This is a genomic window from Salmonella sp. 32120201201600049SM, assembly GCF_017572835.1.
Classification (GTDB): domain Bacteria; phylum Pseudomonadota; class Gammaproteobacteria; order Enterobacterales; family Enterobacteriaceae; genus Salmonella; species Salmonella enterica.
Map to the genome: position 1 here is coordinate 150,008 of NZ_JAGESA010000002.1, position 21,574 is coordinate 171,581.

Annotated in this window: 22 protein-coding genes; 3 read left to right on the forward strand and 19 right to left on the reverse strand. The window is 44.0% G+C overall.

Annotated features, from left to right (window positions below; genetic code table 11):
- Positions 1–44 precede the first annotated feature (44 nt).
- From avrA to prgH, 10 genes are all read right to left on the reverse strand, one after another.
- The gene (gene avrA / locus J4650_RS06695) at positions 45–953 is read right to left on the reverse strand and encodes a type III secretion system YopJ family effector AvrA (RefSeq protein ID WP_023994248.1); all 909 of its coding nucleotides are present in this window, start codon (positions 951–953) and stop codon (positions 45–47) included.
- Between the two features lie 160 nt (positions 954–1,113).
- Positions 1,114–1,869 (reverse strand): transcriptional regulator SprB, encoded by a 756-nt coding sequence (gene sprB / locus J4650_RS06700; RefSeq protein WP_001246668.1) that lies wholly within the window; start codon positions 1,867–1,869, stop codon positions 1,114–1,116.
- Between the two features lie 384 nt (positions 1,870–2,253).
- Entirely contained in the window at positions 2,254–3,141 is an 888-nt protein-coding gene (gene hilC, locus J4650_RS06705; RefSeq protein ID WP_000243998.1) for an invasion transcriptional regulator HilC, read from the reverse strand.
- A 335-nt stretch (positions 3,142–3,476) separates the two neighbouring features.
- Entirely contained in the window at positions 3,477–3,929 is a 453-nt protein-coding gene (locus J4650_RS06710; protein WP_000612177.1) for a type III secretion system effector protein OrgC, read from the reverse strand.
- A gap of 15 nt (positions 3,930–3,944) precedes the next feature.
- Positions 3,945–4,616 carry a type III secretion system linker protein OrgB gene (orgB, locus tag J4650_RS06715; protein ID WP_000916655.1) on the reverse strand — a complete coding sequence of 224 codons (672 nt, stop codon included), beginning with the start codon at positions 4,614–4,616 and terminating at the stop codon, positions 3,945–3,947.
- A complete protein-coding gene (orgA, locus tag J4650_RS06720; RefSeq protein WP_001591231.1) occupies positions 4,573–5,172 on the reverse strand; it encodes an oxygen-regulated invasion protein OrgA in 600 nt (199 codons plus the stop codon). The genes orgB and orgA overlap by 44 nt, the downstream gene beginning before the upstream one ends.
- Positions 5,144–5,902 (reverse strand): type III secretion system inner membrane ring lipoprotein PrgK, encoded by a 759-nt coding sequence (prgK, locus tag J4650_RS06725; RefSeq protein ID WP_000621238.1) that lies wholly within the window; start codon positions 5,900–5,902, stop codon positions 5,144–5,146. The genes orgA and prgK overlap by 29 nt, the downstream gene beginning before the upstream one ends.
- A complete protein-coding gene (gene prgJ, locus J4650_RS06730) occupies positions 5,899–6,204 on the reverse strand; it encodes a type III secretion system inner rod protein PrgJ (RefSeq protein ID WP_000020431.1) in 306 nt (101 codons plus the stop codon). The genes prgK and prgJ overlap by 4 nt, the downstream gene beginning before the upstream one ends.
- An 18-nt stretch (positions 6,205–6,222) precedes the next feature.
- Positions 6,223–6,465 carry a type III secretion system needle filament protein PrgI gene (gene prgI, locus J4650_RS06735; RefSeq protein WP_000235228.1) on the reverse strand — a complete coding sequence of 81 codons (243 nt, stop codon included), beginning with the start codon at positions 6,463–6,465 and terminating at the stop codon, positions 6,223–6,225.
- 24 nt (positions 6,466–6,489) lie between these two features.
- Positions 6,490–7,668 carry a type III secretion system inner membrane ring protein PrgH gene (gene prgH, locus J4650_RS06740; protein ID WP_000450196.1) on the reverse strand — a complete coding sequence of 393 codons (1,179 nt, stop codon included), beginning with the start codon at positions 7,666–7,668 and terminating at the stop codon, positions 6,490–6,492.
- A 315-nt stretch (positions 7,669–7,983) separates the two neighbouring features.
- On the opposite strand from prgH, the gene hilD reads away from it, so the two are divergent.
- The 3 genes from hilD (at position 7,984) to iagB (ending at position 12,165) form a co-directional block, all read left to right on the forward strand.
- The gene (hilD, locus tag J4650_RS06745) at positions 7,984–8,913 is read left to right on the forward strand and encodes a transcriptional regulator HilD (RefSeq protein ID WP_124234956.1); all 930 of its coding nucleotides are present in this window, start codon (positions 7,984–7,986) and stop codon (positions 8,911–8,913) included.
- A gap of 1,090 nt (positions 8,914–10,003) precedes the next feature.
- Complete coding sequence (gene hilA / locus J4650_RS06750) at positions 10,004–11,665, forward strand: transcriptional regulator HilA (protein ID WP_124234957.1); 1,662 nt, start codon at positions 10,004–10,006, stop codon at positions 11,663–11,665.
- Positions 11,666–11,682: 17 nt separating this feature from the next.
- Positions 11,683–12,165, forward strand: a complete 483-nt coding sequence (iagB, locus tag J4650_RS06755) for an SPI-1 type III secretion system invasion protein IagB (protein ID WP_000558928.1) — start codon at positions 11,683–11,685, stop codon at positions 12,163–12,165.
- 53 nt (positions 12,166–12,218) lie between these two features.
- Here the strand turns inward: iagB and sptP are convergent, their stop codons facing one another.
- The 9 genes from sptP to sicA form a co-directional block, all read right to left on the reverse strand.
- Complete coding sequence (gene sptP / locus J4650_RS06760) at positions 12,219–13,850, reverse strand: SPI-1 type III secretion system effector GTPase-activating protein SptP (RefSeq protein WP_001748716.1); 1,632 nt, start codon at positions 13,848–13,850, stop codon at positions 12,219–12,221.
- On the reverse strand, positions 13,837–14,229 hold the full coding sequence (gene sicP, locus J4650_RS06765; RefSeq protein ID WP_001748715.1) for a chaperone SicP: 393 nt from the start codon (positions 14,227–14,229) through the stop codon (positions 13,837–13,839). Before sicP ends, sptP begins: the two co-directional genes overlap by 14 nt.
- 26 nt (positions 14,230–14,255) lie before the next feature.
- Positions 14,256–14,516 carry a hypothetical protein gene (locus J4650_RS06770; RefSeq protein WP_000692253.1) on the reverse strand — a complete coding sequence of 87 codons (261 nt, stop codon included), beginning with the start codon at positions 14,514–14,516 and terminating at the stop codon, positions 14,256–14,258.
- A 43-nt stretch (positions 14,517–14,559) separates the two neighbouring features.
- Positions 14,560–14,808, reverse strand: coding sequence for an acyl carrier protein (locus J4650_RS06775; RefSeq protein WP_001055579.1), 249 nt, complete (start codon positions 14,806–14,808; stop codon positions 14,560–14,562).
- Between the two features lie 18 nt (positions 14,809–14,826).
- Positions 14,827–16,884: an SPI-1 type III secretion system effector SipA gene (sipA, locus tag J4650_RS06780; protein WP_023993700.1), complete on the reverse strand. Its 2,058-nt coding sequence runs from the start codon at positions 16,882–16,884 to the stop codon at positions 14,827–14,829.
- An 18-nt stretch (positions 16,885–16,902) separates the two neighbouring features.
- Positions 16,903–17,934: an SPI-1 type III secretion system needle tip complex protein SipD gene (gene sipD / locus J4650_RS06785; protein WP_000932249.1), complete on the reverse strand. Its 1,032-nt coding sequence runs from the start codon at positions 17,932–17,934 to the stop codon at positions 16,903–16,905.
- A gap of 70 nt (positions 17,935–18,004) precedes the next feature.
- Entirely contained in the window at positions 18,005–19,234 is a 1,230-nt protein-coding gene (sipC, locus tag J4650_RS06790) for an SPI-1 type III secretion system needle tip complex protein SipC (RefSeq protein ID WP_000909019.1), read from the reverse strand.
- A 27-nt stretch (positions 19,235–19,261) separates the two neighbouring features.
- On the reverse strand, positions 19,262–21,043 hold the full coding sequence (gene sipB, locus J4650_RS06795) for an SPI-1 type III secretion system needle tip complex protein SipB (protein ID WP_000245788.1): 1,782 nt from the start codon (positions 21,041–21,043) through the stop codon (positions 19,262–19,264).
- Between the two features lie 2 nt (positions 21,044–21,045).
- Positions 21,046–21,543, reverse strand: coding sequence for a SycD/LcrH family type III secretion system chaperone SicA (gene sicA / locus J4650_RS06800; protein WP_000386309.1), 498 nt, complete (start codon positions 21,541–21,543; stop codon positions 21,046–21,048).
- Positions 21,544–21,574 lie beyond the last annotated feature (31 nt).

Below are 21,574 nucleotides of genomic sequence, written 5' to 3' on the forward strand. Positions count from 1 at the left end.
TGGCGCTGGAAGGATTTCCTCTGGCAGGCAACCTTATAATTTCATTACGGTTTAAGTAAAGACTTATATTCAGCTATCCTTTTTTTATGAGCGGATATAGAGAGTTTTTTATCGTTTAGCATAACGGCATTGTTATCGAATCGCTCATAAAGCGTTTCATTCTTTTTGTTTACTATACTGCTTCCCGCCGCCGGATTGGCCTCCACATATTCATTTAATCGTTGTACGCCTTGAGTATGTTTGTAAAAACTCACCGGCAGATAGCGGTCTGCTTTATCGGACGGGAGAAAAGGTTCTTCACCACACAGACGTTCACAAATATTATCTTCATGAATTTTTACTAAGTTCATAAATTCAAGCTGAAGTTTTTTGGCGAGCGCCAGGCTAAAAATACCGCATTCAGAAGAGCTTCGTTGAATGTCCAGCTCGACCATAGCAAAATAACAATCAGGCAGTTGTTCACGTTCAAGAGCTGCTTTGGTCCTCAACGCCAGTAAAGCAGGTCCAAAAGCGCTACACGCTGCTGGTTCGAACAAAATCACCGATGTCTTTCCGTCCATAACTCTAAAATCGACGACTGAAATATGGATACCTGAACTTCCCATATTTACGAGAAATCGGGCAGATTCAACGCCTTCCATTCTGGTCTCCTTTATAGAGGAAACAAGCTCATGGACTGACATAACAAATTTAAGATTTAACTCTGGATACTTCTTATTGGCCTGTGCAACAAGAAAAGGCATCATTTCGAGATCGGTTTCCTCGTAACTGATATGAATCCAGCTGCCATATATAATTTCACTTTCCAGACGCTCAACAATACAGGTCAATGCTTCGGTGTTTAGCTCCCCGCTGACGTCAGGCTGAGGCGATAAACTCGCCCCCATATTACGAGTCGTAGGACTTAGCATACTTTTCCCTCCACATGATAGCTCCTGCACCGAAAATATCATCTTTAACTTTTCAGATTCAATATATTGCCTGCAAAAATATGCCTCAATGATTGAGCCAGGCTACCAACCACCTCCGGATGATTATATATAAGAATTACTACTCAAAAAATCTTTTTTATAATAAAAGCTCAACACATGGTCATACATGATAAAAAATATTTTAATTCATTCCTACTGCAATCGGTAACGCGCAATTATCGTCAGGTACAGCAGGGTTATGTGCAAAAGCAGTGCGCTGTAAATGCGCGTCTAGTTTCAGTCCCCGGAACAGCGATAGCGGTGAAGAGTCCATCCCCAAACGATACATAACCTTCTTACGATAAATACTGACGGTTTTTGTTCCCAGACCAAATTTTTTCGCCAGTTCAATTGCCGGATGTCCGGAGGATAATAATATCAGCAGCGCATATTTCGCCTGAGTGACGCCGGGAGGTAGATTCCACCAGGCGTATTGATTGATATTAAACAATACCTCTTCCGGCGTCTCGCCGGCATTAAAAGCATACGTTGTAGCCACGGTTTTCTTTTGTGGCCTGTGGCAGAAACGCAGCCAGGCTTCCGGAAGACGGAGCTTCTCTCGATCCGAGCGGATAGCGCAGGATAGTTCGTCTTTTAAAACATAATCCATAACGCCAAAATATTGCAGCACACAGCGATCGATATAATACAAGCGATCTGCCACTACCAAAACTTTACGGTTCTGCAACCGCGTCTGCAACGCATGAAAAAGATAAACATGCTCATGCGGGTTCAAAGCTAAAATCAGCCCGGCGTCCGGCATATCGGATAGAGAATGCAAAAGTGCGGTTAATGAGTTACACGTTTTAACGCACTTTTCCGGATATTTTTGCTTAAAAATAGACTGAAGGGCATAACAATTAGTCCAGTTAATACCGTATATAATTACATTTCTCATTTATTTATCCTTTTTTGAAAACTGACTACAGCTTCGGTAATAATTTTTCTTCCTGGGCGACTACTGCGCAAGTAGATAACGCCTTCTTACTACAAAGGTAATAAGACCAGATACGTTATTACATGCGCAATGTCGTTACCGAAATGAATTCCTTTTACAAATCTGATAATGATTAAATTTGCTGTTTTACTTTACTGTAATCTCTTAGAGTACAACGATTGCCCGACGCCTGGTGGCCATGTATGTCTGACAATGAACGCTTTCGATTCCCTTTCATTAACTATATATCACTGGTGTAGCGATACTGAAATATACACTACGATTAAAAAAATATTTGGTATCTGTAACGCAAACAGATAGTAACGTTTAAAATAATTTCACAAATCAATGGTTCATCGTACGCATAAAGCTAAGCGGTGTAATCTTAAAATGCCGTTTAAAAATAGCGATAAAATAAGAAGGCGTATCATAGCCACACATCGTCGCGACTTGTGAAATATTTCCAGCCCCCATACGTAATAATTTTATAGCCTGATTCATACGAGCATCCAGGTATATTTTGCTAAAACTCACCTCTTCAGCGGCCAGTTTTCGCTTCAGACTTGATACGCTCATAAACAGCTTTCCTGCCACCTCAGCCTGTGACCATTTGCGGGTGAGATCGCTGATAATAATGTTATAAACTTTCTCTTTTGTCGTAATTTTTATTGCTCGCTCAAGGAAATCAAACCCACCGGGCTTACGTACAAATGCCGATATAAGATACATCAATGAGAAATATGAATAATCATGATCATCAATACTCACATTACTACAAACCCGTGGACATGCCACACCATGCAAAATAGAGTCAAAAGTATCACTCATCCCTGGCAACAAGTCCGCATGAAAAAAATACTTTGGTTTCGTTTTTAATGATAGCTCTCGATCATTATAGTTTCTTGTACTGTAAAAAACTTTGTAGAATTTTTGCATTAAGTCATAGGAAACTTCCAGTGAAGAAAAATCAATATGCCCTTCTATTTCGCTCATACTAAGCGTGATTGTTTGATCTTTTTCCAATAAAAATAAACACGGCGCAGATTGTTCGATGAACTCCCCAAATTCGTTTTCAATTCGCAAACTGCCTTTATTAAGTTTAAACAATAAGCAGTTTGCGACATAATAGTCTCTTACGTCAGCTAATCCATTTATTAATGGAAATTTGTTCGGCTGTTGAAGGTGATTATTGCTAATGGCCTCAACTGATTTATTCATTGAAGGCAATACCATATTTTATCCTGTGTGCTATAAGGAACTCAAAATCGTTATATTCTTATAAACAAATAATTAAAACTCACAGTGATGATTTAAATCCGATTTTTTTATTATTATAGCCAATAATTACATTCCAACGCGCATTCATTTTGTCACAAAAAGATACTCTTACAAACTTTATGCACAATTTTGTAATGGAATCTTACAATATTAATATAATCCTTTCAGAATAAAACGCCTGGCAGAGACCTTAATAATCCATATACATCAATAAGATAGATACACTGGCATGGTGCATTACTTGCTGATATATACACTATACCTTATCACAAATCGCCAGCAATGGGGGTTCACCAGTCAATTGCCTCTTTGTTTTCCCCGCCCGATAAAATAATCTCCTGCATCCAGGAGGTCATTTGTGACTGTGCATTCATTGTACCAACTAATACCCCGTTTAAAGCCTCATATAAATGGGTGCCCGGTTCAACTTTTGCTAACATGTTTTGTAGCATAGCCGTTTGCTGCTCAAAAGAAACAAAAGCCGAATCACCACTTTTAGGATCTTTGAAGGCATTCATCTCTTGATAAATGCTATCTTTAAGCGTTTCAGAAGAGGCTGACTCAGGAAGCGCCAAAAGTCGTTGGTAGAATGCATCATAAAGATCAACGTCGCCGCCATTGCTTAAAGGCGCGCTATCCACATTATTCAGCATAGCGGCCCTGGCACTCAACGAAACCACACCCGTCGCTTCAGTATCCGCTGTCGGGACCAAATAAGAAGTTGGAATCGTACCCGGTATCACCTTATAACCTCCATTTTACAATGCTTGCGTTTTTGTCTTCCATTCATCAATAAGTGCGTTAATGGCGTTATCAGAAATCGTCCGGCAGTCTTGTGGAAGTTCATCAAGATGATGCTTAATGACGCCTACTGCCGTTTCAACAAATTGTTCAGGTGAAAATTCTGCGATCTGATCGCCGCAACTCATGATAAAGCGCTGTTCCTGATGATATTTAAGATTAAAAGTGCCAGGCCAGTTCTCCATAAGCAACACCATCAGTTTTTGGTGATCTTTTTTCGCATTAACTGGTAGTGTTAAAAAAAGTTGCCCCTCAGGCTTATCGAAATCCCTTAGCCACTCATCCAGGACGGTTAAAAGCGTTTCGGGATGGTCGACCGCAGCTGAAAATAACTCGCGGGCATAAATCTGTATTTTTTCCATCCACTTCCAGGCCATTGTCTGATTATCAGTAAGATAAGCGGCGACCTGCTGTAACGCGTCTATCATTCCCTGCTCGTAACCTTCCTGATAGGCGTACATCCGCAAGGTCTTTGCCTCTTCTTCCGCCTCTCGCAAAATACGCTTAGCCCGTTGATGCGCCTGCTGTTCTAATCTTTCAATAGAGAAATAACGTTCCAGCGTTTTACGCTTTATCAGTATCCCCTCAACAGGCGAAAGCGGGGACGGAATTGGGATATTTTTGAGCATATTGTAAGGCCAGTAGCAAAATTGACATTTCTACAGCATCCTGCTTCGATGCCTCCTCAATAAATGGAGGAAAAAGCAAAGGAAAACGCTGTGCTAAAGATTCAGGTAAAAATTCATTCAGGGCATTTAACTGTGCATACCCGACGCTAAGTAAAAACCGGTGATTCGGCGCCTTATTGCAGACAGATAAACTTGTTCCCTGATGCATTGCCAAAAATGCTTGCGCCCAATCCGGCAGGCCAAGCAAGGCTCCCTGCCTTGCCAGATCGGCTCTCAGTTTATGGCAACCGAGTAAATACGCTACCTGCGGCAGTCGGCGCCACTGACGCAGCCACAGCTGCGTCAGTGAGTTTTGAATACACTCCTTTTCTCCGTTCTTAAGCCGCCATGCCGCCAGTATTAACTCATTTGCCGCCGCCCTGGCGGCGGGTCTGACAATCATTTCCGGCGCTATCTGCAACCGCTGAGGATGGATATACGATAACGGATCAAAAATGATTCTTTGCCAGATAATGGGTAATGGCTGCCTATTCATTTGACGATTTCGCCTTATCATCAGCCGTTATGCCTTTCTTATTGCGGGCATAATGGTTTTTGTAATACCAGACGCCAAAGCCTGCTGACATCACGGATAACAAAATAATCAACACAATCCAACTGGTTGCAAAAGAATTACGTTTTACTGGTGTGCCGGGAGCCTGTAATTGGGCATCAGAACGTTCTGACAACACAACAGAAATGTTGTCATAATCCACATCGGCAAAACTATTCTTTAAGAAACGCTTGATATCGCTGATCTGATGCGCAAGCGGCGAACCTCGTTCATATACGGCTAATGCCGACAGATGAACAGGTTTTGGCGGACGGCCATTTTCACCAGCATCAATATCATAACTAATATGGACCCTGGCGGAGAGCACGCCCTCCATCGTCTGTAATGACTGTTCCAGTCGCTGTTCAATAGCCGAATATAACCTGGCCTTTTCAGCTCGCGGAGACGATACCAGCGAATCCGCCGGGAACATCTGCGCTATTTCCACCCGTGGCCGGGGAGGAAGCTGATAAGTTTTAATCCAGTACACCGCAGCGGTAAAATCAGGCTCAGCAACGGTAATGCTATAGCCCAATTTTCCGCTATCAATTTTATTCGCCTCTATATTGTGCATTTGCAGAACGGCAATGACCTCATTAGCCTGTTCCTGGTCCAGTCCTTTTAAAAGATCCTTATCCTTACAGCCGGCAAGGGTCATTACCAGCAGAAAGGTATATAGATATCGACGAATCATGAGCGTAATAGCGTTTCAACAGCCCCGACTCCTTTACGAGTAAGGGTACTTACCATAGAAACATACAGGTTATAATCTGAAATCATCTCTTGCGAAATAGCCAGCTCTTTAGGATCCGTCACCAGATTAGGGTCCTCAATCCTGTTGGTAATCGTCTGTTTATCCACAGCCGTGGCAATCGCCGAACCAGAAAAAGCCTGGAGTAGCCGGTCATCCAGCGAGACAATGTCCGTTTCCATAGACCTGATATTGACCGCCTGCCCTATAACGGCATTCTCAGGGACAATAGTTGCAATCGACATAATCCACCTTATAACTGATTAACGGAAGTTCTGAATAATGGCAGCATCAATATCCTTAAAGACTTTTACCGTGTTCGATTGCGCGTTACGGTACAAGTTATATTCCGAGAGCTTACTCTGATACGCCGCCAGTAGCGCCGGATCGGAGGGTTTTGCTGCTAATTTATCCAGCGCCTCTGTTACCTGCGTTTGTAGATTATCAACGCCCGTATCAAATTTTGCTGAGACGTCATCCAGATAGCCTGACCAAGGTGTTGCCATAATGACTTCCTTATTTGCGTTAAATTAAAGTGGGCTTGGGAAATACCAATGGCCTGGGCTCATTTTGATATAACCTTCCGCCCCGTACTGAAATGAGCGCCCCTTGAGCCAGTCATCTTTTAATTCGATCGCAAACTGCACATAGCGTCCTCCCCATGTGCGGTAATAGCTATCGACAAATTGACGGGCTCTGAGTATTTCTACATCATCGAGCGCCCCCTGAATAACAAACGTTACGCCCCCCTTATGATTCCTGCGGGAATAAGGTAACGCCTGCTGTTTTAGCCCCGCTTCCGCCTGGCCTGCTGCGGTAACATCGTCCATCAACGTGATGTTAACCGAATCCGCGTAAGGCATTAGCGCTCTCAGCTTTTGACTTAACACCTCGAGCTCTTTCTTGCTCATCGTGTTTCGCTGGCGGCTTAGCCAGAAAACGGGTTTACGCGGCTCATCGAAATGAAGCCGATAATAAGCCAGCTGCGGATAATAGGTATCCAGCCAGGTAGAGATACGCTTATTTTCTTCGTTTTCGTTAATCACTCGCGCATTTTTATCATAATCGCCCCTCGCTAAAACCTGACGAGCCCACAGCGTATCTCTTTCATTTTGCGCAGCGACATAGAGCATTTTGTCCCGTCCTGGCAACACCTGAAAACGCTCCTTCTCCTGCCCCAATAACGAATCGAGCTCTGCGGCCTGCCGCTGCGGCGAGTTAAGTATCCATAAAGTCCCCACAGTCCCAATTCCCAATATAAAAAACCCGGCCAGTGCGGCTACAATTCCGTTTTTAAAACGCGGCTCGTTCTTTTTTGCAGACGTTTCTAACTTCTCAGGCTGCTCGGGCACCCACGGCTCGCTTTCCGGGCGAATCAGGATAAGCAATTCACCGACCTGTATTGGCGTATTTAATTGCACCGAACGAGATTCAGAATTTCCTTCTTTCAGCTCATGGAGTATAATTTCGGTCGCATCCGTATCCACCTGGATTTCAAAATTTACTCCGCCATGGTCCAGCGGGATAAAAAAGCTATCGGCAGGTATATCAGGGAGTTGACCTGAAGCAGTGAGCGCATCACTCTGACCTACCACAAAGAGTGTTCGGCCTGTCAGCAATGGAAACTCACAGCCGTTCAGTGAGCTGTTAAGTAATCGAACTATGTATGGCCCTGGGCTTGTTATCGTCTTCTCTTTTGATGTTTCCATATATACTGTTAGCGATGTCTGTCGTTCTCGATAGCAGCAGATTACCGCACAGGACACAGGGATTCCTGATGAAAATAGAATGAAAAGTGAGAAATAAAATCAATTTATTCTGTATAATGCGTCTCAACACATATTAAAAGAACCATCATCCCCATTGGGGCTTAAACTACTGTAGATAAATTACCCAAATTTGGGTTCTTTTGGTGTAACAATCAGACCATTGCCAACACACGCTAATAAAGAGCATTTACAACTCAGATTTTTTCAGTAGGATACCAGTAAGGAACATTAAAATAACATCAACAAAGGGATAATATGGAAAATGTAACCTTTGTAAGTAATAGTCATCAGCGTCCTGCCGCAGATAACTTACGGAAATTAAAATCACTTTTGACAAATACCCGGCAGCAAATTAAAAGTCAGACTCAGCAGGTTACCATCAAAAATCTTTATGTAAGCAGTTTCACTTTAGTTTGCTTTCGGAGCGGTAAACTGACGATTAGCAATAATCACGATACGATTTACTGTGACGAACCTGGGATGTTGGTGCTCAAAAAAGAGCAGGTAGTTAACGTGACGCTTGAAGAGGTCAATGGCCACATGGATTTCGATATACTCGAGATACCGACGCAACGACTTGGCGCTCTCTATGCACTTATCCCAAACGAGCAGCAAACCAAAATGGCGGTACCCACAGAGAAAGCGCAGAAAATCTTCTATACGCCTGACTTTCCTGCCAGAAGAGAGGTATTTGAACATCTGAAAACGGCGTTCTCCTGTACGAAGGATACAAGCAAAGGTTGCAGTAACTGTAACAACAAGAGTTGTATTGAAAATGAAGAGTTAATTCCTTATTTTCTGCTGTTCCTGCTTACTGCTTTTCTCCGACTCCCGGAGAGTTATGAGATCATCCTTAGCTCGGCTCAGATAACGTTAAAGGAGCGCGTTTACAACATTATATCTTCGTCACCCAGTAGACAGTGGAAGCTTACGGATGTTGCCGATCATATATTTATGAGTACGTCAACGCTCAAACGGAAACTTGCAGAAGAAGGTACCAGCTTTAGCGACATCTACTTATCGGCAAGAATGAATCAGGCAGCAAAACTTTTACGCATAGGCAACCATAATGTTAATGCTGTAGCATTAAAATGTGGTTATGATAGCACGTCCTACTTCATTCAATGTTTCAAAAAATATTTTAAAACTACGCCATCGACATTCATAAAAATGGCGAACCATTAACATTTTTTGTATCTGTCACTTAAGTAAAGATTTTTATTAAAATTGTAATAATTTAAAATTCAGACTGCGCATTAACACGCTCTATCAGGATGGGAGGCTATTCAATATCATTGTTCTGTCCGGAAGACAGCTTATACTGATATCTCTGGTAATTTAAAGTAAGGCTGATTATATAACACGATTTTTGTGAACTTGTCATCACTATGATGACTGGTAAAACGATATTGCCTTATTCACAGCGTAAGAATTCGTCCAGATGACACTATCTCCTTCCGGCTTTAACCCTGTGGATTAAGGCCGGCATTTTATTCATATTTATACATCATCCGTTCCCTCTGAGAACTATTTGCCTGAACGGTCTATACCGAAACAGTCACGCTTGTTAGCTTTCTGCCAGGCATACCTCCTCTCTTCCTCCTGATATCGATATAATGCCTGGGGCCAGCCTGAGGATGATACTGCTCATAAACCCCCTGACTTTTTGACGCTATAGCTGAAGGGAGTAAAGAAAAGACGATATCATTATTTTGCAAAAAAATATAAAAATAAGCGCACCATTATAAACAGTCTTTCATTTATATTTTGGAACCTAAGACAAATTACACTCTTAAACTTTCAACGAATGGTCATTTAGTGGAAATCTTCGAGAAAAATGGTTCTGATGGTGTAATTATCAGACCATTAACCATGAAGATATAATAAGCAGCATTTACACCCAAAAAAAATGCAGTAAGATAGCTACAAAACTAATCTCTATTGCAATGAGGCCAAGTTAAATATGTAAATATTTAGATGCCCGGCGCTGACTCTCTCTGCACCAGGATATACGGCAGCGTCCATTCGATAATCACAGTTAGTTATAACAATATTATTACCAACATGTCAGTTATTTAAAGCACAGGCATAAGCTAAATAATCAAATGTTAAAAACATATAAACCCGAGCCCGTAGAATATGACATTAAGCTCATAATAAAAGCTCAACCTGACCGTTAGTACTAACAGCAGAATTACTGAAACAGTAGATTCTATCCTAACGACTTGTATTAGTTATTATAACTTTTCACCCTGTAAGAGAATACACTATTATCATGCCACATTTTAATCCTGTTCCTGTATCGAATAAAAAATTCGTCTTTGATGATTTCATACTCAACATGGACGGCTCCCTGCTACGCTCAGAAAAGAAAGTCAATATTCCGCCAAAAGAATATGCCGTTCTGGTCATCCTGCTCGAAGCCGCCGGCGAGATTGTGAGTAAAAACACCTTACTGGACCAGGTATGGGGCGACGCGGAAGTTAACGAAGAATCTCTTACCCGCTGTATTTATGCCTTACGACGTATTCTGTCGGAAGATAAAGAGCATCGTTACATTGAAACACTGTACGGACAGGGCTATCGGTTTAATCGTCCGGTCGTAGTGGTGTCTCCGCCAGCGCCGCAACCTACGACTCATACATTGGCGATACTTCCTTTTCAGATGCAGGATCAGGTTCAATCCGAGAGTCTGCATTACTCTATCGTGAAGGGATTATCGCAGTATGCGCCCTTTGGCCTGAGCGTGCTGCCGGTGACCATTACGAAGAACTGCCGCAGTGTTAAGGATATTCTTGAGCTCATGGATCAATTACGCCCCGATTATTATATCTCCGGGCAGATGATACCCGATGGTAATGATAATATTGTACAGATTGAGATAGTTCGGGTTAAAGGTTATCACCTGCTGCACCAGGAAAGCATTAAGTTGATAGAACACCAACCCGCTTCTCTCTTGCAAAAAAAAATTGCGAATCTTTTGCTCAGATGTATTCCCGGACTTCGCTGGGACACAAAGCAGATTAGCGAGCTAAATTCGATTGACAGTACTATGGTTTACTTACGCGGTAAGCATGAGTTAAATCAATACACCCCCTATAGCTTACAGCAAGCGCTTAAATTGCTGACTCAATGCGTTAACATGTCGCCAAACAGCATTGCGCCTTACTGTGCGCTGGCAGAATGCTACCTCAGCATGGCGCAAATGGGGATTTTTGATAAACAAAACGCTATGATCAAAGCTAAAGAACATGCGATTAAGGCGACAGAGCTGGACCACAATAATCCACAAGCTTTAGGATTACTGGGGCTAATTAATACGATTCACTCAGAATACATCGTCGGGAGTTTGCTATTCAAACAAGCTAACTTACTTTCGCCCATTTCTGCAGATATTAAATATTATTATGGCTGGAATCTTTTCATGGCTGGTCAGTTGGAGGAGGCCTTACAAACGATTAACGAGTGTTTAAAATTGGACCCAACGCGCGCAGCCGCAGGGATCACTAAGCTGTGGATTACCTATTATCATACCGGTATTGATGATGCTATACGTTTAGGCGATGAATTACGCTCACAACACCTGCAGGATAATCCAATATTATTAAGTATGCAGGTTATGTTTCTTTCGCTTAAAGGTAAACATGAACTGGCACGAAAATTAACTAAAGAAATATCCACGCAGGAAATAACAGGACTTATTGCTGTTAATCTTCTTTACGCTGAATATTGTCAGAATAGTGAGCGTGCCTTACCGACGATAAGAGAATTTCTGGAAAGTGAACAGCGTATAGATAATAATCCGGGATTATTACCGTTAGTGCTGGTTGCCCACGGCGAAGCTATTGCCGAGAAAATGTGGAATAAATTTAAAAACGAAGACAATATTTGGTTCAAAAGATGGAAACAGGATCCCCGCTTGATTAAATTACGGTAAAATCTGAGAGAGGAGATATGCATTATTTTTTTATCATCGTAATCTGGTTGCTTAGCATAAATACGGCATGGGCTGATTGCTGGCTTCAGGCTGAAAAAATGTTCAATATTGAATCCGAACTACTTTACGCTATCGCCCAGCAGGAATCGGCGATGAAACCTGGCGCCATTGGTCATAACCGAGATGGTTCAACCGATCTTGGCCTGATGCAAATTAACAGCTTCCATATGAAAAGGCTGAAAAAAATGGGGATTAGTGAAAAACAGTTGTTACAGGACCCCTGCATTTCTGTCATTGTGGGCGCCTCCATTTTATCAGATATGATGAAAATCTACGGTTATAGCTGGGAGGCCGTTGGCGCTTATAATGCCGGGACGTCGCCGAAACGATCGGATATAAGGAAACGTTATGCTAAAAAAATTTGGGAGAATTACAGAAAATTAAAAGGAATGTCAGCAGAAGAGAAAAACAAAAGACTTTCTATCGCGGCAAACAAATAATTATACAGAAATAGCTTACTTTCAGATAGTTCTAAAAGTAAGCTATGTTTTTATCAGCTTGCCGTCGTCATAAGCAACTGGGCTTGCATTGCTTTTAGTTGTACAAACTGTGAGGCGTCTTCCAGCATTCTATTGTTCCGTGAATCCCGGAAATCTGCACGTACCTGCTCCAGATTACTATGAGGATTATCCTTAAGTACAAGGGCCGCCGCCATCGTTCCGGTTCTCCCCACTCCGCCCAGACAATGAATCATCGGTAAATGCTTATCTGATGAACTACGCCCCGGCGCGCCATTTTGGTTACTATTTTTCACCCTATCCGCCAGGTATTCTAACTGATCCGTAGACGGTAACGGCTGGTGATCTGGCCAATTTTTCACATGCAATACCGGGATTGTATACCGCTTTTCCCCGCAGGACAGTTGCATATTGTATTGGTCTATCGCTTCTCCCTGACTGGCTGAGCTCACTTTTTGGCTGTTGGTATGCACCTCGCCAAAGGTGTAGCTCCCTCTGAAATAGGGTGGTAATTGTTTTGCCTGCATCTGATCTTCCGACGTTAACACCACCAGGCACGAGCATTCTTTTTCAAGAAGCATTTTCATATGCGCTTCCAGCGCATCCGGCGTATTTTTTGGGTACGAACCGGCTAATGCCACAGGCTTACCGTCAAAAGTTAACGTATTCACTGGCACAGGCATTCCATCGCTCAGTTTCACCTGGGTTTGCTGATTAATTGGAATGCTGCTGACCGCAAATCGTGCCAGGCCCAGTGTCGGTCCGCTCATCGTCTGTGGCATTGGCGCGCCGGCTTCTATTTTCTCAAGTTCAGCTGTAACATTTTTCAGTTCTTTAGCAATAACGTGAATTTTTTTTACAGCCTGGGTTAATTCATGAGTAGAGGCTTTATCAACCCACCTCTCAACCTCTCCTCCACAGGTTCCCCATTGTGAGAACCGGGCTACACCGACCTGAATATTTGTTAACGTTGTAACATAATCATTAAGTTGTTTAGCCTCTGGAATTTTATTTAAATTCTGTAAATTCGTCATTAATGAACGCAGCGGGCCGTTACCTGAAGCCATCTCCTGGAAGTTTTCTCGCAGGCTATTTCCATCCATTTGTTCCAGTTGCGGTAATGTTCTTTTAAGTCCCTTTAGCGCGATATCGAGTAAAGGTTGCTTACTTTCTGCTCCAACATCGTTATTTTTTTCTGCCACTTTTGTATCGCCGCCTTTTATGACTAAAGCGGCATTCCTGACACCAACATTATCCTTGCTCTTAATAAGGTTTATAAACCCTTCGTCAGCAGCTTTTACACACTCCGTGATCTGCACTGCTAAACGTTGGGTAAGGGGTTTGTTCATATTTATACGGGACATTAACAGTGCGTCATTAACCGCTGTTTCCCCATATTTTTCCGTTAGTGCATGGAGAAATGTCTGTAAAATCTTTTGGTCCTGTACTCTGATATTTTCCGTATGTTTTTGCACCACTTCAGTGTTTTTAAATAACGGCATTTTTCCAAGCCAGGTTAATACTTTTGACGAAAATTTTTCAGGCGCAACATATGCCTTATCAGTATTTTCCTTAGCAATATAAAGTCGGGCATCATTCGACACACTAACTTTTGAAAACGAAGACAACGTTAAATTATTCAATTTTCTCTCCTCATACTTTAGCATATTCCTGCAGTATGTTTTTGAGCGCTTCCTGCTGATTCACAAATGACTCAAGCTGCGATATAATATGGTAAGTATTTGTCAGATCGGTAATTGCATGTATAAACAACAACGTCTCTGCGGCATCAATATACGCTAACGTACCTTCATTATTCGCAGCCAGTTCACCATTAATCACCATAATCTGCCGCCAGATAGAATCGCCACAAAAAGGCGATAACGGTATAATCATGCCGTTCAATAACCAGATATCATCTTTAGCTTCAATAGACGTAAAAATATCGCTATCGAGTAGTAATAAGCACTGATTGTTGTCGTCAAAAGTGAGCGGTAAACCCAATTTCTCACCAATATTAGCGATAATATCCTGGTGTGCTTGCAATTTACTTTCCTCTTTAATTATATCTTTTATAAGATTGCTTCTTCAAATTTAATCTGGTTACACAATGTCTTGATATTTTTTCGCGCCCATCGCCGGGCGCAATATTTCTCTCCTTTAATCCAGTAGAATAGCCATTCACTACGCATCGGAACACATATCAGCAACTCCTTCGGATCATTTTCAACATGACGTAACTTGCCTTTAATAACAAAACGCGAACTGTCAGCAATATCATCATATATTGCAGCCATACCTGAACCGGGTACTACATGTGTGATGATTTTCATAACAATTAATCTTATTCAATTGTTGTCAAGCGAGAGAAAAATACTACACCCTGGACTCAAGACTTTTTTTAACAACACGGCATATATCCGCAAAGGTCGTCATATCAGGAAGATCGTTTTCATTGCAACTAATGTCAAACTCCTCACTAAGACCAAATACAATATCAATTAAATCCAATGAGTCAGCGTAAAGATCCTCAACCAGATGGGTCTGACCATTGATACTATCAACATCAACGGCAATACAGGAGGTGATCACTTTTTTGACTCTTGCTTCAATATCCATATTCATCGCATCTTTCCCGGTTAATTAACGCTGCATGTGCAAGCCATCAACGGTAGTAATAACCCGATCCACGCCAGGTTTATTCAGGTATGACTCGTAAGCCGGGCCAGCTCGCCAGCTACCGTCTCCGATAAGTCCGTCCAGCACATTACTTAACACATAGTCAGTTTCCCCTTTTAGCCTGGTCAGCCCCGCCTCTCTGGCAAACTGCAGTGCAATCTCAGCCAGTTTTTCTTTTTGTGGATGATGAGTAATGACCTCTTTGAGAGTCTCCATTTTCGCTTTCAATTCTGGGTGCTTGTCAATATCGCTACATTGCGCTTTCAACGCTGCACTCTTTATCGTGTCATTGGGTAATATTTCCGCACGCAAGCCGTCAAACGCTCTGCGTACAGGGAACGGTGTGGAGGTATCTGGCTCCAGGGCTTTACGTATCACACCCAAAAACGTCTCACGGGCGTCGAAATGCATTGAATGCATATTCGTAACGCTCGGTACTGTTGAGAGGAAACTATTTTGCTTAAACTTCAAACCAGAAAATGGGCCAGTCTTATCTGTCTGACTATTATCATTATCGGTCGTACCGGCTTTATTACCTGTAATTACCGTCGTGTCTGATTGTAAGGTATCGGTTTTAACATTCTCGACGCCAGCCAGTTGACTGGCAAGCGGCTTCACATTCACAATCTCTGCCGTCTGGCTTTGCTGTTTATTATCATCAACGCCGTGCACCGTGGCCTGTACCGGCTTGCCGATAATGCTCTTGCTGGTTACGCCATCGACTTCATCAAAAGAGGGTGTTTCACCCGTAGTGCCCTTTTCTGACGTGACCACCTTTCCATCTTTACTTTCGGATGAAGCATTGGTCACAGCCTCTGCCGTCGCATGAGCCGTGACGTCAATTTTACCCGCGATGCCATGGTCAATTGCCCCTGTGCTGGCGCTGTGTGCCGTCTCCGTTTGATGCGTAGTCGAATCCACACGCGAATGACTATGACTTACGTTGCTGCTGTTAGTCGAATGGTGTGACTCGCCATTGCGTTGGCTGTTATCAATAAATGTTCGGCTATTATCAATCGTCTTCCGGCTATTATCATGGTTGCTATTATCGATATGGCGCTGGCTATTATCGACATGGCTTCGGCTATTGTTAATATGCTTACTGTTATCCACGCTATGGTTACTGCTATCAATATTAATATTGATATTAATACCCGTAGGTTCTGCTTTTTTCCCACCATCAGGTACTGGTCCAGCCGCAGGCTCCGGAATTTTAGGGTCAGGCAGTTTATCTGCAGGAATTTGTGCAAAAACATTACGTAGCAGCAGGGGTATCAACGTTTGCATTTCAAGGTGCCGGGCTTCCCGTCCTACGCTGGTACCCTGCTCTTGCGTTAATTTTTGGTGGCACATATCAAGCGCCTCAACCGCCTTCGCCGCCGCTTTGTCAACAAGGTGCGTAAGATTGCTGCGGGTTAACGGATCTAACGTACAGCCAAAGTTATGTTCAATGCAGCTGGCAATATAGGGCATCACCTCCTGCATAACAAGATTCGTCGATAATTTACTTAATTCACCACCAGTGTTATTTTTGATAATATCTAACAGCTGCTTTTCCAGGTTTTCCAGCTTCGCTTCCGCTTTCTTTGTTTCTGGCAGCCATGGCCCAAAAGCTGACTTTTCTTTCAGGCCATCTTTTATGATTTGCGCGGTATACTCTGCCCCCACCTTCATCAGTAGCGTCTTCGCCTCAGGAGAATCACTGGTGGCGTTGAGCGCTGAACGAAAGAGCCCGGCAAACTCCATTATCGCTTTCTTACCGGCGACATTATTTGAATTGGTAAAAACTTCTTTTAACGCCTCAGCGTCTTTCCCGCATTTAAACAATGCATCCAGACTCGCCTGTTTGATCAGCGCGGGAAAATCTTCCAGTTGCGGGCCTTTAATTTCCCCTGACAGCGTCGTTGTGGCACTTTCTCTGACTGCGGAAAGATTCGCCGCAAGATTCGTGGCCTGCGTTTTGATCTCGGTCTGCATACCTGGCATTATGACGGGGGGCTGAGTCCTTACACTTGTAACCATTATTAATATCCTCTTCTGTTATCCTTGCAGGAAGCTTTTGGCGGTTTCCAGGCTGCTACTTATCGTACTGCTCAGCACTTTTACCAGGTTGTCGTACAATGAATTGGCATTGCTATATTTTTGCGTCAGCGTCTGTAATGTGGTTTTCATATTTTCTTCCTGCGCTTTAAAACCCGACTGCCAGGCTTGATATTTGGCGTTATCCATTTCGAGTTTTGAGTCTTTTCCCGGCGCGCCTAAACCATCAATATCCTGAACCATTTTTTGTAATGGCGTCAGATCAACGGTGACGACATAACCGGATCCATAAGATTTCAGGCAGCTATTCGGTAAATTCAATTCACTGAGCCACTGTCTCGCTTCCGCTTCAGTGGCTACTTTAACGCCGCTGCCTGACTGCGCTGGAAATAAAACGGTATTACTGTTTATTTGATTATATTTATTGACTAAACTGTTTAAATCATTTTTGAGTGAGGTAACATCTAGCTTAACGGTATTACCGTCCTTACCTGGTAATAACCAGCCTCCCATTTTGGAAAGAATATCACTGAAGGCCTGATAAAAATCGGTATAGACTGCGACAACGTTTTCATAAACGCCCAGATAGCTGTCACCTATCGCCGATATATTTTGGGAAACCATATCCCAAATCTCAGCATCAGAAATGGTTGTTCTCGGCTGCGCCATAGGCGAAGCGCTAAATAAGGCCGACGTCGGCGCAGAAAACGCGCTCCGCAGGTTCTCATTTTGTTCTGCGGATAATGACACGCCAGACTTCGCCAGCGCATTCAGGCTGCTGGTCAACTGCTGGCGCGCCAGCGTGCGCTCGTCATTATTCTCTTCAGAGATCGGTGGCGTTGACTGCAGCGTCTGCTGTGCCTGCTGGATTTTAGTAGCCGCCTGCGATAATGAAATGATATCTGTACCGCGATGTTCTGTGGTAGACGGTACCACGGCAGTCTCGACGTGCTCGCTCGCCGAGGGAGTCTGCGGCCGTTCGGCAACGATCCCCGGATGAGGAGAAGCGGAATAATTTTGAATATTAAGCATAATATCCCCAGTTCGCCATCAGGAGCGCGATTAAATCACACCCATGATGGCGTATAGATGACCTTTCAGATTAAGCGCGAATATTGCCTGCGATAGCAGCAAGTGCGGATGCTTTCGACTGGTTAATGCTCTCCATTGTTTTCAGCATTTCCTGAATCAGGCTGGTCGATTTACGTGAACTTTCACGGGCTTCGTCCGATGCGGTGCTGGCAACACGGTTATTCACCTGGCTAATTTGCTGCTCGGAACGTTCCTGAGTAGCGGCGTACTGCCCGGACGCCCCTGCAATACCACCGACCGTGACCGAGTTCTTCATAATCAGATCGCCCGTCATCTGCATCTTGCGCGCATCAATTCGGGTCATATCCATGGTATTCTGCTCAAGACGAATATCGGATTCGACAGACTCAAGACGTTTCGACAGAATAGCCTGATGTTCAGGGGAGATTTGTTTATTACTGTCTTTAATACCCAGACTTTCCGTGGCGCTGGTTCCGGCATTAGATTTAAGCGTCGCATCATTAAGATTTTTTGTCGCATCGGTACCGGTTTTCTTCATATTTAACGATTTCAGAGAATCGACGCCTTCAGCACCGAGTTTGACGCTATTCTGCCCGTTCAGCACGTTTTTAATACTGTGGCTTTCAGTGGTCAGTTTATCGATCTTCGCGGCATTATGTTTAAGCGCGCCTCTTTCATTCTGCAGCCCCTTATATTCCAGTTTGGCGCCCACGCCAGTGATCCCCAACTGAAGCGCGCTCTGGGAAATACTACCGGACAACGCATTCATCCCTTCGCGCATCATGGAGCTTGCCGTCGTTTTAGCTGCATCAAAACTGACTAATGACAACTTACCAGACAGTTTGCTATCAGCCTGGTTCAACGTCAGCATTAACGTATTCGCGGCAGCCAACAGCGCAACGGCACTGGAAGACATTCCGCTAATATCAAAAAACTTTCCGACTTCTGCCTGCTGCTCGCGTAACTGGGTTTGCACAACCTCATTCGCTTTAGTCGTGACATTATTTGCCAGAGCATTCAAATCCTGATTCATGTCGGTATTTTGAATACTGGCTTTTAAAAAGGACGTGATCGTTCCGGGGGTTTGCGTTAATACCCCTGGCGCAGGCGCGCTCAGTGTAGGACTCAACCCCAGGTCACTGACTTTACTGCTGCTAATACCAATACTATTCAGAATATCTTTAGCGCTAACGGATTGCGAAGCTGTCTGTGAACTATTCTCAACAGAATGATTATTTAAATAAGCGGCGGGATTTATTCCCACATTACTAATTAACATATTTTTCTCCCTTTATTTTGGCAGTTTTTATGCGCGACTCTGGCGCAGAATAAAACGCGAAGCATCCGCATTTTGCTGTACCGCAGAAGACATGGCTTTTTGCAGTTCCGCCGTTACCTTCTGGTTTTCACCAAATATTTCTACGGATTGTTTAAGCCACTGCTGAATCTGATCCATGGCAAAACGGGCGAGCATAAAATCAGCAAGCGCCTCGCTGGCATTTTTAATAAATACGCCCTCGGCAACACCACCGGCTGACTGGGCTGCGGTATTCGTGACTTCCATGCCCAACGCCACTTTATTTAGGGTATTACCTACCAGCTCTTTACTTAAGGCATTCGTTTGCAGGCCCATCTTGCTACCCACATTACCCAGACCGCTAGTAATACGTTGCATCCCCTGGGTAAAGAGTTTGCTGCCGTTTTGCGCCAACTGTTTCAGCACGTTAGGCACCAACTTCTTAATCGTTTCGCCCATCATTTTGCTCAGCGCGTTACCCAGTTTCGCCGCCGCGCCTTTCCCGACAACTGCGACCACCACAATGACCGCCACCATGGCAATAGCGGCGACAATCGCACCAACAATGCTGCCGGCCATCTCTGCCGTTTTCTTATCGACGCCTAATCCTTCCAGCGCTTTGGTAATCGCCTTGCCAATCAGCTCCATTAACGGCTTCAGCACATGCTCCATAATCGGGTTTAGCGCCTGCTGAATAAACGACACCCCCGTCGCCGCCTTCACAATTTCATCGGCCACCATTACCGCAAGTCCCACCGCAGCCAGCGCCAGACTCGCCCCACCGGTAAAAACAGCGGCCACAACGCTGACAATGGTTAGCAGCGCGCCGAGGACTTTCCCGATACATCCCATAATGCGGTTCGTTTCCTCGGCTTTGCGCGTCTCTTCCTGGAATTCAGCCGATTTCTTTTCCATCTCCGCCTGACGCCCTTCCTGCAAGGCGTTGAAAAGCGCAAGATCGTTTTGCAGGCTTTCTTCCGTATTTTTGCCCACAATCTCAATAAACATGGCCATGAGCATAGTGAGGCGGGCGACATTTGACAGATTATCCTGCTCACCCTGGGAAACCTGATTCTGAGAGGCGGCATTAGCCGTTCCCTGGAATTTGGTCAGAATGTTATCCGCTTTCTCGGCTTTCGCTTTGGCGTCTGTGCCTGCTTTAACCGTCGCATCCGTGGCCTTATCTAAGGCCTCTTTCGCCTCTGTCGCTTCTTTTCCGGCCTGTTCTACCGCGGCTTCAGCTTGTGCATAGCCGGGGTCAGCCGGGTCCAGCGATTGCAATTTATTTTGCGCCTGCGTCAGTTTTTTGGTCGCAGCGTCATAAACACTCTTGGCGGTATCCGTCTTTTTGATGCTGGCTTCATAGAGATCCGTCGCCTCCTGAGCCTCTCCCAGAGCCGTCTGGAATTCTTTCGATACCTGAATCCCCATCTCTTTTTGTGACTCAATCATCGCCTGCCATACCGCCAGACGAGACTCCAGTTGAGACAGCGAAACATCGCCCAGTAGGGTCATTAACTTGCCAAGCAGTAATGTCAATTGCCCTTCGCTGGAGAGTTTTTCCCGGGCGGCGTCCGTAGGCGGCTTTAGACCCACCGTATTAATAGCGCTCTCGCCGGACTTTGTTCCGGCTTTAAGGTCGCCCGCTTTCGTTGCCACCACATCTTTAAAAGCTTTATCCGCCGCTTTTAAAAAGTCCGTGTTCTTACGAACGCCTTCAAAAGCCGCCTCAGCGAGGCGCGGATTTTGGGTATATCCGCTACGGCTAATGCTACTTGCGTCATTTACCATAATTATTCCTTTTCTTGTTCACTGTGCTGCTCTGTCTCCGCCGTTTTTAGCGCCTCCAGATAGACCAACGCTTTTGCCCGCAGAGACTCATCTTCAGTACGTTCATTGACAAGTTCAAAACACTGTCTGGCTTTTGCCGCCTTACGCATTAATAATTGACACTGCCCGGTAAAAAAAACGGGGCGATAATCATTTTTAAGTAACGTAAACGCTACTGCATAAAGGTCACATGCTTTCTGAAATTGTTTTTTCAGTTGGCATACCGCCGCCAGTCCCATGGTGTAATCGGGGTTGTAAAAATCATAAATGCATAAGAAACGAAAGAATGTCTCAGCTTCATCCAGTCGTCCCTGGTTATAAAACTCATAAGCATGAGCATATAAACCGTCCATCATATCTTGAGGGATCCCGTGAACGTCTTTTAGCGTGGCGCCTTCACTAACGGCATCCCAAATCATTTCCGCAACACGTTCTTCGCTGACATTATTTTGATAATCCATTACTTACTCCTGTTATCTGTCACCGACTTTG